This is a genomic window from Achromobacter sp. (assembly GCF_050285565.1).
In the GTDB taxonomy this organism is placed as follows: Bacteria; Pseudomonadota; Gammaproteobacteria; order Burkholderiales; family Burkholderiaceae_B; genus Achromobacter.
Window position 1 is genome coordinate 16,647 of the sequence record NZ_JBLZXG010000012.1, and the last position, 12,552, is coordinate 29,198.

Below are 12,552 nucleotides of genomic sequence, written 5' to 3' on the forward strand. Positions count from 1 at the left end.
GTATCACTAAAAAATACATGAACCTGCCGTGGCGGACAAATATCCGCCCACGCGCGGACGGACAACGACGGAGACAAGCAATGAAGATGTCCATCTTCTCGGTGCAGGACCACTACCCCGACCAGCCGCGCAGCCTGGGCCAGCTCTACGGCCAGGTGCAGGAGCAGGCGCGCCGCGCCGAGCAACTGGGCTATGACACCTTCTGGGTGGCCGAGCACCACTTCCACGAATATGGCGCGGTGCCGAATCCGGCGGTGTTCCTGGCGGCGCTGTCGCAGCAGACGACGCGGCTGCGGCTGGGCACTGCGATCTCGATCCTGACCTTCCACAACCCGCTGACGGTGGCCGAAAACTATGCCCTGGTGGACCAGCTTTCGCAAGGCAGGCTGTCGCTGGGCGTGGGCTCGGGCTACCTGAAGCATGAGTTCGAGGGTTACGACGTCGATCCGGTCACCAAGCGCGAGCGTTTCGACGAGAATCTGATGCTGGTCGAGCGCCTGCTGGCCGGCGAACGCGTCAGCCACGAAGGCAAGTACAACCGCATCCACGAGGTGCGCCTGAACGTGCAGCCGGTGCAGCAGCCGGTGCCCGTTTACGTGGCGATCCTGCGCCGCGAGGCCGCCTACCACGTCGGCCGCCAGGGCCGCCGCATGCTGTTCGTGCCGTACGCGGCGGTGGACAACTTCGAAGAGATCGGCCTGATGATGCAGGACTACCGCCGCGGGCTGGCCGAGGCCGGCATCGAGAACGCCGCCGGCATGGCCGCTGTGGCGCTGCACACCCACGTGGCCGAGACCGACGCCCAGGCGCGCGAGCGCGCCGCCCGCGCCTTCGACCTGTACGTGGAAACCCGCCTGTACGCGCGCAGGCAAGTCTACGACGACATCATCGGCAGCGGCCTGTCGCTGTTCGGTTCGGCCCGCACCGTGGCCGACAAGCTGGCGCGGCTGGCCGACATGGGGCTGGACCACGTCATGAGCCTGCACAACTTCGGCCTGATGCCGCAGGAGCGGGTGCTCGATTCGATGCAGCGCCTCATGACCGAGGCCCTGCCGCTGTCCGGCGTGCGCGCCGCCAGCGCGCTGCCGGCCTGAGCGGCGCGCACGCGCGAGCCGCCATGAGCGCCAGCCTCGATCTCAGTCCGGCCCGCCTGCGCCGGGCGCTGGGGCGCTACGCCACCGGCGTCACGGTGGTGACCGCCGCCGGCGCCGACGGCCCCATCGGCCTGACGGTCAACTCCTTCGCGCCGGTGTCGCTGGAGCCGCCGCTGGTGCTGTGGAGCCTGCGCCGCGCCAGCATGCACTACGCCGACTTCACCACCCGCGGCGGCTTCGCCATCCATGTGCTGGGGGCGCGGCAACGCGATCTGGCGCGGGTGTTCTCGCAGCCGGTGGCCGACCGCTACGCCGGCCTGGACTGGTACGCCACCGAGGACGGCATTCCCGTGTTCGACGACTGCGCCGCCCGCTTCGAGTGCGCCACCCACCAGGTGCTGGAGGTAGGCGACCACGCCGTCCTGATCGGCGCGGTGCGGCGCCTGCATGCGCCCGACGCGCATGGCGGCGCCCTGGTTTTCCATGATGGCGCCTTCCTGCCACAGCGGGAGGATCCCGTCGTATAACGCTTTTACGCCGTAGCGGATCGGCCAGACGCATAACGATATCCGCGCCCCAAAGGAGACACCGCATGACCCCTCGTAGCACTCTGACGGCCGCGTTGGCGGCCCTGCTGGTCGCGGGCGCCGCGCCCGCGCTGGCGCAGGTGAAGATCGGCGCCACCCTGTCCACCACCGGTCCCCAGGCCTCGCTGGGCATCCCCGAACGCAACACCATCAGCCTGCTGCCCGCCGAGATCGGCGGCGCCAAGGTCGAATACGTGGTGCTGGACGATGCCTCGGACACCACCCGCGCGGTCAGCAATTCGCACAAGCTGATCTCGGAAAACCAGGTCGACCTCATCATCGGCTCGTCCACCACCCCCAACACCATGGCGATGCTGGACACGGTGGCCAGCGGCGCCACCCCGGTGATCACGCTGGCCTCGTCGGCGCGCCTGATCGATCCGGTCGACGACAAGCGTCGCTGGGTCTTCAAGACGCCGCACTCCGATTCCCTGATGGCCGAGGGCATCGCCCGCCACGCCGCCGCCAACGGCGTCAAGAAGCTGGCCTTCATCGGTTTCAACAATGCGCTGGGCGAGACCTTCTGGGTCGAAGTGGAAAAAGCCGCCAATCAGCACGGCATCGAGATCGTCGGCAAGGAAAGCTTCGCGCCCGCCGACACCTCGGCGGTGGCGCAGACGCTCAAGCTGGTCGGCGCCGCGCCGGACGCGGTGGTGGTGGGCGCCTCCGGCACGCCGGCGGCGATGCCGGCCCGGGCGCTGCGCGAACGCGGTTTCAAGGGCAGGATCTATTTCAACCACGGCGTGGCCAACAACGACTTCCTGCGCGTCTGCGGCGCGGCCTGTGATGGCGCCTGGGTGCCGGTGGGGCCGGTGATGGTGGCGGATCTGCTGCCGGACAGCCATCCGGTCAAGGCCACTGCCCAAGCCTTTGCCAAAAAGTACGAGGCCGCCAACGGCGCGGGCAGCGTTTCCCTGTTCGCCGCCTATACCTGGGATATCGGCCTGTTGTTGCAGCAGGCGGTGCCGGCGGCGCTCAAAGTGGCCAAGCCGGGCACACCGGAATTCCGCGCGGCGCTGCGCGACGCCCTGGAAAACGTCAAGAACCTGCCCACCGCCACCGGCGTGGTCAACATGAGCCCGACCGACCACAACGGCCTGGACGAGCGCGCGCTGGTCATGGCCACCGTGGCCGGCGGCAAGTGGAAACTGCAGTAGCCGCCCTCCGGCGGGGGCGGCCGGCGCGCGCTTTCGGCGGGCGCCGCCGCCCGTAACCGTCCCAGGTTTTGTATGCTCACGGTTTTGCAGGACGAGCAACCGGGTGGACAGGGCATGACGGGACGAGGGAAAAAGCGTGTGGGCGGGCCGCGGCAATGGCTGGCCGGTGGACTGCTGGCCCTGGCCGCCGGCGCCGCCTGCGCCCAGGTGCCGGGCCTGCCGCCCAGCGTGGTCAACGCCTGGAAGGCCAGCAAGCTGCCGGACAGCTCCCTGTCGCTGGTGGTGCAGGAGGTCGGCGGCCCGCGGCTGGCGGCCCTGAACGCCAAGGAGGCGCGCAATCCGGCCTCGGTGATGAAGCTGGTCACCACCTGGGCGGCGCTGTCCGAGCTGGGCCCCAATTATGTCTGGCGCACCGCTTTCATGACCGAGCCGGGCGCCCGGCCCGATGCCAAGGGCGTGCTGCCGGGGCCGCTCTACCTGCGCGCCGGCGGCGATCCGCAATTCCTGATGCAGGACCTGTGGGTGCTGCTGCGCGAACTGCGCCTGCGCGGCGTCAAGCAGATCAATGACCTGGTGATCGACCGCAGCATCTTCGGTCAGGTCGCCATCGACCCCGGCGCCTTCGACGGCGCGCCCGACCGAGCCTACAACGCCAGCCCCGACGCCCTGATGGTGGGCTTTGGCGCCGTGCGCATCCTGTTCACCCCCGACCCCGCCGCCAACAAGTGGGTGCCGCTGATCGACCCGCCCTTGCCCGGCCTGAAGATCGAGGGCCGGGTCGAATGGAGCGACGCCCGCTGCCCGGGCGCGCCCGTCGTCAACACCGACCCGGTGATCACCCAGCAGGGCGTGACCCTGCGCGTCAGCGGCAAGGTGGCCGGTTCCTGCGGCGAATTCGACCTGTACCGGCTGGCGCTGTCGCAGACCGACTACGCCACCGAGCTGTTCCGCCTGCTGTGGAAGGAACTGGGCGGCACCTTCAAGGGCCAGGTGCGGGCCGGCATGGTGCCGGGCGATGCCGTGGTGCTGGCCTCGCACGATTCGCCGACGCTGGCGGAAGTGATCCGCCAGATCAACAAGCGCAGCAACAACGTCATGGCGCGCACGCTGCTGCTGACGCTGGGCGCCGAGCGCGGCCGCCGCCCCGCCACGGTGGCCAGCAGCGGTACCGTGGCCAAGGATCTGTTGGCCCGGCAGGGCCTGGACATGCCGGAGCTGGTGATCGACAACGGCGCCGGCCTGTCGCGCGATGCGCGGGTGTCGGCCGACAGCCTGGCGTCGATGCTGACCCTGGCCTGGAATTCCCCCGTCATGCCCGAGTACATTTCGTCCCTCGCCATCGCCGGCGTCGACGGCACGGTGCGGCGTCGCCTCAAGGGTGAAGGCACGCTCGGCATGGCCCACCTGAAAACCGGCTCATTGCGCGACGTGCGCGCGATCGCCGGCTATGTGCTTGGCGCCAGCGGCAAGCGCTACGTGGTGGTCAGCATCGTCAATCATGAGCAGGCCGGCGCCGTGCGGGCCTTCGACGATGCCCTGATCGCCTGGCTGGCCGAACAATAAAGGTTGACGCGGCCCCCTGCATCCACCCGGTAAACCGATTACGATTCCCAGGCGCGCGCCGCATTCGCGGCGGCGCCTGAGGCGAACCAACCCTGCCTATCAATAATTCTGGAGATTTACGCACATGCCCGTGCACGAAATCCGCCATCCGCTGATCCGCCACAAGCTCGGGATCATGCGGCGCGCCGACCTCAGTACCAAGAGCTTCCGTGAACTGTCGCAGGAAGTGGGCGCGCTGCTCACCTACGAAGCGTCCAAGGATCTGCCGCTGGCGCCCGCCACGGTCGAAGGCTGGTGCGGCCCGGTGCAGGTCGAGAAGATCGCCGGCAAGAAGGTCACGGTGGTGCCGATTCTGCGCGCCGGCATCGGCATGCTGGACGGCGTGCTCAGCCTGATTCCCGGCGCCAAGGTGAGCGTGGTGGGCGTGGCCCGCAATGAAGAGACGCTGGAAGCCCACACCTACCTGGAACGCCTGGTGGGCGAACTGGATCAGCGCCTGGCGCTGATCGTCGACCCGATGCTGGCCACCGGCGGCTCCATGGTGGCCGCCATCGACCTGCTCAAGCGTGCCGGCTGCAAGGAAATCCGCGCGCTGGTGCTGGTGGCCGCGCCGGTCGGCATCGACGCGGTGCTGTCCAAGCACCCGGACGTGCACATCTACACCGCGTCCATCGACGATGGCCTGAACGAGCACGGCTACATCATGCCGGGCCTGGGCGATGCCGGCGACCGCATCTTCGGCACGACCCAGAAGACCGATTGACCTTCCCGGCGGGCGGCGAGGCCCGGCGATGCCGGCGGCGGCCGTGAGCGGTCGCGCCAGCCGGGCGCTAAGCCGCCAGCCGTTGCGGCGCGCCTTCCAGGTGTTCGCCGAACCAATGCAACGATTGCGCCAGTCCCGCCACCTCGCCCACGATCAGCAGGGCGGGCGAGCGGATGGCGTGCGCCCGCGCCAGTTGCGGCAGGTCGCGCAGCGGACCCGACAGCACCCGCTGCTCGGGCCGGCTGCCATTCTCGATCAGCGCGAACGGCGTGTCCGGCGCGCGGCCGTGGCGGATCAGCCGCTGCGTCAGCAGTTCCAGTTGCCCGACCCCCATGTAGAACGCCAAGGTCTGCCGCTCGCGCGCCAGCGCCGGCCAGTCGAGGTTGTCTTCGTCCTCGCGGCAGTGCGCCGTCACCAGCCGCACCGACTGCGCGTGCTCGCGGTGCGTCAGCGGAATGCCGGCGTAGGCGGCACAGGCCAGTGCCGCCGTGATGCCGGGCACGACTTCGTAGCGCACGCCGTGCGCGCGCAGGTGTTCCAGTTCCTCGCCGCCGCGCCCGAAGATGAAGGCGTCGCCGCCTTTGAGCCGCACCACGCGGCGACCGGCGCGGGCGTGCTCGACCAGCAGGGCGTGGATGCGCGCCTGGGTGGCATGGTGATCCTCGCCCGGCAGCTTGCCCACCGATACGCGTTCGGCGTCGCGGCGTGCCAATGACATGACCTCGTCGCTGACCAGCCGGTCGTACAGGATCACGTCGGCCTCGTTCAAGGCGCGCAGCGCCTTCAGGGTCAGCAGGCCCGCGTCGCCGGGCCCGGCGCCCACCAGCACCACGCTGCCTTCGGCCGGCGTCAGCGGTTGCGCCAGCGCCGCCTCCAGGGCGGCGGCGGCGGCCTCGGGCCGTTGCTGGCGCAGCAGGCCGGCCACCGGGCCGTCCAGCAGCCAGTCGTAGAAGCGGCGCCGCGCGCCCAGGTCGGGATGGCCGGCGCGGATGCGCGCGCGATAACGCTCGGCCAGCGCGGCCAGGCGGCCCAGGCTGTGGTCGAACAGCGATTCGATGCGTTCGCGCAGGCGCCGCGCCAGCACCGGCGCCACCCCCGACGAAGAGATGGCGACGATCAGCGGCGAGCGGTCGACGATGGAAGGCACCTGGAACGAGGACAGTTCGGGGTCGTCCACCACATTGCTGAAAATACGGCGGGCCGCGGCGGCGGCCGAGACGGCGGCGTTGACGCTCCGGTCATCCGTGGCGGCCACCGCCAGCCAGGCGCCGTCGAGCCAGGCGGGATCGAAAGGGCCGGGCAGATGGCGGATGCGGCCCTCGGTGACCAGGGCGGCCAGGGCCGGGGTCAGGGCGGGCGCGCCGACGGCGACCGTGGCGTGCGCCTCGAGCAGCGCGAGGGTCTTGCGCTCGGCCACCGCGCCACCGCCCACGACCAGCACGGGCCGGTCTTTCAGATCGGCAAAAATCGGGAAAAGCTTCATTACGCAGCCTCGGGCGCACCCGGCAGAAGGTCGAACGATCATAGGGACGGGGTTTCATCCCCACAACTTCTGATTTCTTGAATCCATATAGCCATAACTTATTTGGCGCGCCGCGTTTGCGTGTTTGCGTGTTTGCGTAGTTGCGCGTCGCGCCAGCGCAGGCCATGCAAGATCCATGCCCACGCGCAGGGGCGGGGCAAGGCAGGGCGCGCGGCGGGGGCGCGGCGCGCGGGCGGAAAGCGCCGCGAGGGCAACCGGGCCGCCGGGCGCCACGCCATGGGCCCGGTCCGCACACCGATGGTGCGCCGCGGCAGCCGTTCGCGCACCAAGTTGGATCGACCGCCGCGCCGGCGGACCCCGGTTGGGGGACCCGACCCGGCCCCGCGCGAGCCCGCGGCCCGCCGCAAAGCCAATGGGCGCGCGGGTGCGAGGCCAGCGAGAGGGGCGCGGCAGCGGTCTTGGCACGCCGATTGCTTAACGGTTCATGGGCGGGCCCGAGCGCTTCGTCCACGCCAAGTGCCGCGATCCGCGGCAGGGAACAACGACGTTCCGCAGCGCCAACGGGAGCATTCCCGCGGGGCGCGCGGGACGTTTTTTTTTGCCAGGAGCCTCGTATGACGCCAGTGAAACCCCGCCTTCCCGCCACCGTCGCGGGCCCGGATTCGACCACCGACGCCAGCCGCCGCAAGTGGCTGGCCGGCTCCGCGCGCGCGCTGGCGGGCGCTGGCCTGTTGTCGCTGGTCGATCCGCTGGTGCGCGCCGGCGCCTGGGCCGCCGGCAGCGACGCGCCCGAGAAGACCGAGGTCAGGATCGGCTTCATTCCCTTGACCGACTGCGCCTCGGTGGTGATGGCCTCGGTGCTGGGCATCGACAAGAAATACGGCGTGACCATCACGCCGTCCAAGGAAGCCTCCTGGGCGGCCGTGCGCGACAAGCTGATCAATGGCGAACTGGAGATGGCTCACGTGCTGTACGGCCTGATCTACGGCGTGCAGATGGGCGTGGGCGGCCCGAAAAAAGACATGGCCGTGCTGATGAGCCTGAATCAGAACGGGCAGGCCATCACCCTGTCGAACAAGCTGCTGCAGGCCGGGGCCCGCGATGGCGAGTCGCTCGCCAAGCTGATGGCGTCCGAGCAGCGCGAGTACGCGTTCGCCCAGACTTTCCCCACGGGGACCCACGCCATGTGGCTGTACTACTGGCTGGCGGCCTACGGCATCGACCCGATGAAGGACGCCAAGGTCATCACCGTGCCGCCGCCGCAGATGGTGGCCAATATGCGCGTGGGCAACATGGACGGCTTCTGCGTCGGCGAGCCGTGGGGCGCGCGCGCCATTCTCGACAAGATCGGCTTTACCGCCGTGACCTCCCAGGCTATCTGGACCGATCATCCCGAAAAGGTGCTGGGCACCAGCGCCGACTTCGTGGCGCGCAACCCGAATACCGCGCGTGCCGTCACCGCCGCGATCCTGGAAGCCGGCAAGTGGATCGACGCTTCGCCCGAGAACCGCCGCAAGACCGCCGAGACCATCGCGGCCAAGTCCTACGTCAATACCGACGCCAGCGGCATCGTCGACCGCATGCTGGGCCAGTACGACGACGGCCTGGGCAAGCGCTGGAGCGATGCCCACGCGATGCGCTTCTCGGGCGACGGCGCGGCCAATTTCCCTTACCTGAGCGACGGCATGTGGTTCCTGACGCAGCACAAGCGCTGGGGCCTGCTCAAGAACCATCCCGACTACCTGGCCGTTGCGCGCCAAGTCAACCGTATCGATATCTACAAGCAGGCCGCGCAGGCCGCCGGCATCGCCGTGCCCGCCAGCGAGATGCGCAGTTCCAGGCTGGTCGACGGCGTGGTCTGGGATGGCAGCAACCCGGCGGCCTACGCCGACGCTTTCAAGGTCAAGGCCTGAGCGCCGCCACGCATAGGAGAGACTCGCGATGTCTACCGTAACGAATATGGAACGCGCCGCGCCCGCCGCCGCGGCCGCGCGGGCCGTGCCCTGGACCGATGCCTGGCGCGAACGGCTGGAAGCGGCGCTGCGCGCCGTGGTCGGCCCGGTGGCCGGTTTCGCGCTGTTCGTGCTGGTGTGGCAGGTGGTGGCCATGCGTATCCCGGAGATCCCCACGCCCGGGGTGACCTGGCGTGCGGCGGTGGAACTGTTCGCGGATCCGTTTTACGACAACGGCCCCAACGACAAGGGCATCGGCTGGAACCTGCTGGCTTCGCTGCAGCGGGTCGGCAGCGGCTTCGGCCTGGCGGCGCTGGTGGGCATCCCGGTGGGGTTCGCCATCGGCCGCTACGCGCCGGTGCGGGCGATGTTCTCGCCCATCGTCAGCCTGCTGCGGCCGGTGTCGCCGCTGGCGTGGCTGCCGCTGGGGCTGCTGCTGTTCAAGGCCGCCAACCCGGCGGCGATCTGGGCGATCTTCATCTGTTCGATCTGGCCCATGATCATCAATACGGCGGTCGGCGTGTCGCGCGTGCCGCAGGACTACCTGAACGTGGCGCGCGTGCTGAACCTGTCGGAATGGAAAGTGACCACCAAGGTGCTGCTGCCGGCCGTGCTGCCCTACATGCTGACCGGCGTGCGGTTGTCGATCAGCACCGCCTGGCTGGTGATCGTCGCGGCCGAGATGCTGACCGGCGGCACCGGCATCGGCTTCTGGCTGTGGGACGAGTGGAACAACCTCAAGGTCGAACACATCGTCATCGCCATTTTCGTGATCGGCATCGTCGGGCTGATCCTGGAAACGCTGCTGGTCGCGCTGGCCCGCCGCTTCACCTATACCGAGGAGTAGCGCCATGAAGAAATTCGTACGCATCGAGCGCGTCGGCCAGACCTTCGCCACCCGCAAGGGCGCTTTCGTCGCGCTGCGCGACATCGACCTGACGGTGGCGCAGGGCGAGTTCATCACCCTGATCGGCCATTCCGGCTGCGGCAAGTCGACCCTGCTGAACCTGATTGCCGGGCTGACGCGCCCGACCAGCGGCGTGCTGCTGTGCGCCGAGCGCGAAATCACCGGGCCCGGCCCGGACCGCGCGGTGGTGTTCCAGAACCATTCGCTGTTGCCCTGGCTGACCTGCTTCCAGAACGTGCACCTGGCGGTGGAGCGGGTCTTCGGCGTCACCGAGAAGCGCGCCCAACTGGCCGAGCGCACCCGCGCCGCGCTGGACCTGGTGGGCCTGCTGCCGGCCCAGAACAAGCTGCCGCGCGAGATCTCGGGCGGCATGAAGCAGCGCGTCGGCATCGCCCGCGCGCTGGCGATCGAGCCCGGTGTGCTGCTGATGGACGAGCCGTTCGGCGCGCTCGACGCGCTGACCCGCGCGCATCTGCAGGACGAACTGCTCAAGATCGTCGCCAAGACCCGCACCACCACCATCATGGTCACGCATGACGTGGACGAGGCGGTGCTGCTGTCCGACCGCATCGTCATGCTGACCAACGGCCCGGCCGCCACCATCGGCGAGATCCTGGCGGTGCCGCTGGCGCGCCCGCGCGACCGGGTGCGCCTGGCCAACGACCCGGTCTATCTGTCGTGCCGCGCCGGGGTGGTCGACTTCCTGCATCGGCGCCATGGCAACCCCGAGCGCGCCCAGCCGGTGGCGCTGGCGGTCGTGCCCGAATCGGCGGGCGAGGCGCGCGAGGCCGGCGCCTCGCCCGCCGTGGCCTGAGCGGACGCGGCGGCCGGTGCGCGGACGCCGGCCGTGCGAACTGGCCGCCCGAGCCGGGCGCCCGTCATCGGCAGCGGCGGTTGCGCGCCGCGCGCCTGACACGTTCGGTCATGCGCCGCCCGGGCCAACCGGTGTAGTATCAAGCCAGCCGCGCGTCGACGGCGCGCGGCCTTTTCTGGATTTCTGGAGTGGCTTGTGGCGTTGCGAAAATTGGCATCCCTGGTAGTGGCTGTGGCTGGCGCGTCGGGCGCGGCCGGCGTGGCGCAGGCCGGCGTCTGCGACGCGCAGTTCATGCACGAGGGCGGCGCGGTTCAGCTCACCGGCTCGGGCAACATCGCGTTGGGTGCCGACTTGAACTTCTCCGAAGTTACAAAAAGCAATGGCGACAACTGCCGGGCGCGCGTGCAGGGCGTGGCCCGCTTCAGCTACGCGGGCCTGCCGCCGGGCAAGTCCAATCTCGACTACCTGATGACCGTCAAGGGCGGCCAGGCCACCTTCCTCAAGTACGCCAGCGCCGGCGAAGCGCCGCGCCCCGCCGAAGGCCAGTTCGACCTGCGCATGCTGGGCCTGTTCGCCTACGACGGCAAGCTCAACGCCGGCCAGAAACTGCCCGGTTCGTCCTTCCGTCTGAAAATCGGCAAGGATGCCCCGGTGGGCGGCCAGCCCAGCACCACGGTGCGCATCGGCGAGAAAATCGTGGGGCGCCTGGCCAGCATCAAGACCGCGCTGGGCCAGCATTCCTGCCATCCCATCTCGTACTCGCGCAATTCCGATCCCACCATGGCCACCTTCCAGGGGCTGACCATCCCCATTCCCGGCATGAACACCACGGTCACCGACTGGTTTTGTCCGGCGCTCAACCTCGTCATGAAGCAGGATATCGACCAGGGCGGCGTCAAGTCCGCCGTTGAGATTACGCAAATCAAGTAGCACACGGTAGCAAGCCGGCCGAGCCTGATGCGAGACGGCTGGTATGATGGTTTCGTCATAGACACACTACAGGAGCTCAAAACATGGCCACGAGAAAATCCGAAGACGTCGCAAAAGAAAAACTCATCGACAGTGTCAAGACCAGCCTGAACGATGCGGAAAGCCTGCTGCGCGAAGCCGCCAGCAGCACCGGCGACAAGGCCGCCGAGTTGCGCGAACGCGCCATGACCTCGCTCAAGCGCACCCGCGAAGCCTTGTACGAGGCCCAGGACGCGGTGCTCGAACGCGGTCGCAAGGCGGCGCGCGCCACCGATGACTACGTGCACGACAATCCCTGGCAAGCCATCGGCATCGCGGGCGTGACCGGCCTGCTGCTCGGCTTGCTGGTCAGCCGCCGCTGACAAGGCAGGACTTCCGGGCGGGTGGCGCCGGCGTGTTGCCGGCTCGCCCGCCCGGTGTCCTTTTTGCCATGGGTCTACGCAAATCTGTGTTTGGCGTGGCGTCCAGCCTGGTCGGGTTGATGCGCACGCGCCTGGAACTGCTGGCGCTGGAGGCGGCGGGCGAAAAGGCGCGCCTGCTCAAGCTGCTGGGCATGGCGTTCGCCGCCTTGCTGTTCCTGACGCTGGCGGTGCTGGTGTTCACCATCACGGTCGCGGTGGCGTTCTGGCCCACCGAAGACCGCTACCTGGCCTTGGGCCTGCTGGCGGCCTTCTACCTGGTGGTGGGCGTGGGGTTGCTGCTGGTGGTGCGTCACGGCCTGGTCTACGGGCCGGCGCCGTTTGCCGCCACCCTCGAAGAGCTGGGCCGTGACGCCGAACTGCTCGAACGGGTGCGCGACGCGCAGGACGATGACCGCGCGCAGCGGCGCCAGGAGGACTGATCATGACGAAAAGGTCTCCCACCGTCGACCGCGCCGTGCGCATCGAACTGCTGCGCGCCCGCGCCGCGATCGAGCGGGAATCGCTGGCCCAGGGCATCGTGTCCGCCGGGCGCAAGCTCGAACCGGCCGCCTTGTTCCGCAGCCTCTTGCCGGGCCTGGCTTCGGGCGGCGCGTCGCGCTGGGCCATGCAGGCCGTCGGCCTGGCGCGGCGTTACCCCATCATCAGTTCGTCGCTGTCGGCGCTGTTCATGCGCGGCGGAGGCAAGTCGAAATTGCTCAAGCTGGCTGGCAGCGCGCTGGTGGGCTGGCAGTTGTTCAAGCTCTGGCGCGATTCGCGCGACGACGCGCGCTGAGTTCCCGCGCCGCGCCTGCGCCAAAAAGAAGACCCCGCCAAGCCACCCGGCGGGGTCTTCTTTTTGGCG

General features: G+C 69.2%; 13 protein-coding genes. 12 read left to right on the forward strand and 1 reads right to left on the reverse strand.

Translation table 11 applies throughout. The features are described 5' to 3' along the window. Nucleotides 1-80 precede the first annotated feature (80 nt). The 5 genes from ACN6O8_RS22710 to upp all read left to right on the forward strand — a co-directional run bounded on the left by ACN6O8_RS22710 (nt 81) and on the right by upp (nt 5,164). Entirely contained in the window at nt 81-1,094 is a 1,014-nt protein-coding gene (locus ACN6O8_RS22710; protein ID WP_427993246.1) for an LLM class flavin-dependent oxidoreductase, read from the forward strand. A 23-nt stretch (nt 1,095-1,117) separates the two neighbouring features. Continuing rightward, entirely contained in the window at nt 1,118-1,621 is a 504-nt protein-coding gene (locus ACN6O8_RS22715) for a flavin reductase family protein (protein WP_427993247.1), read from the forward strand. A gap of 65 nt (nt 1,622-1,686) precedes the next feature. Further along, entirely contained in the window at nt 1,687-2,838 is a 1,152-nt protein-coding gene (locus ACN6O8_RS22720) for an ABC transporter substrate-binding protein (protein ID WP_427993248.1), read from the forward strand. Nucleotides 2,839-2,952: 114 nt separating this feature from the next. After that, nucleotides 2,953-4,401, forward strand: coding sequence for a D-alanyl-D-alanine carboxypeptidase/D-alanyl-D-alanine endopeptidase (gene dacB / locus ACN6O8_RS22725; RefSeq protein WP_427993394.1), 1,449 nt, complete (start codon nt 2,953-2,955; stop codon nt 4,399-4,401). Nucleotides 4,402-4,525: 124 nt separating this feature from the next. After that, on the forward strand, nt 4,526-5,164 hold the full coding sequence (upp, locus tag ACN6O8_RS22730) for a uracil phosphoribosyltransferase (RefSeq protein WP_020926674.1): 639 nt from the start codon (nt 4,526-4,528) through the stop codon (nt 5,162-5,164). 67 nt (nt 5,165-5,231) lie between these two features. On the opposite strand, the gene cysG is transcribed toward upp, so the two are convergent. Further along, on the reverse strand, nt 5,232-6,647 hold the full coding sequence (gene cysG, locus ACN6O8_RS22735) for a siroheme synthase CysG (RefSeq protein WP_427993249.1): 1,416 nt from the start codon (nt 6,645-6,647) through the stop codon (nt 5,232-5,234). Between the two features lie 614 nt (nt 6,648-7,261). Here cysG and ACN6O8_RS22740 point away from each other — a divergent pair. From ACN6O8_RS22740 to ACN6O8_RS22770, 7 genes are all read left to right on the forward strand, one after another. Beyond that, a complete protein-coding gene (locus ACN6O8_RS22740) occupies nt 7,262-8,560 on the forward strand; it encodes a CmpA/NrtA family ABC transporter substrate-binding protein (protein WP_427993250.1) in 1,299 nt (432 codons plus the stop codon). Nucleotides 8,561-8,588: 28 nt separating this feature from the next. Then, nucleotides 8,589-9,446: a nitrate ABC transporter permease gene (gene ntrB / locus ACN6O8_RS22745; RefSeq protein WP_427993251.1), complete on the forward strand. Its 858-nt coding sequence runs from the start codon at nt 8,589-8,591 to the stop codon at nt 9,444-9,446. 4 nt (nt 9,447-9,450) lie between these two features. Further along, nucleotides 9,451-10,320 carry an ABC transporter ATP-binding protein gene (locus tag ACN6O8_RS22750; protein WP_427993252.1) on the forward strand — a complete coding sequence of 290 codons (870 nt, stop codon included), beginning with the start codon at nt 9,451-9,453 and terminating at the stop codon, nt 10,318-10,320. Nucleotides 10,321-10,521: 201 nt separating this feature from the next. Continuing rightward, nucleotides 10,522-11,250 carry a hypothetical protein gene (locus ACN6O8_RS22755; RefSeq protein ID WP_427993395.1) on the forward strand — a complete coding sequence of 243 codons (729 nt, stop codon included), beginning with the start codon at nt 10,522-10,524 and terminating at the stop codon, nt 11,248-11,250. Between the two features lie 83 nt (nt 11,251-11,333). Then, the gene (locus tag ACN6O8_RS22760) at nt 11,334-11,651 is read left to right on the forward strand and encodes a DUF883 family protein (protein ID WP_427993253.1); all 318 of its coding nucleotides are present in this window, start codon (nt 11,334-11,336) and stop codon (nt 11,649-11,651) included. Nucleotides 11,652-11,719: 68 nt separating this feature from the next. Then, on the forward strand, nt 11,720-12,130 hold the full coding sequence (locus ACN6O8_RS22765) for a phage holin family protein (protein WP_427993254.1): 411 nt from the start codon (nt 11,720-11,722) through the stop codon (nt 12,128-12,130). 2 nt (nt 12,131-12,132) lie between these two features. Continuing rightward, a complete protein-coding gene (locus ACN6O8_RS22770; protein ID WP_427993255.1) occupies nt 12,133-12,483 on the forward strand; it encodes a hypothetical protein in 351 nt (116 codons plus the stop codon). The last annotated feature ends 69 nt before the right edge of the window (nt 12,484-12,552 follow it).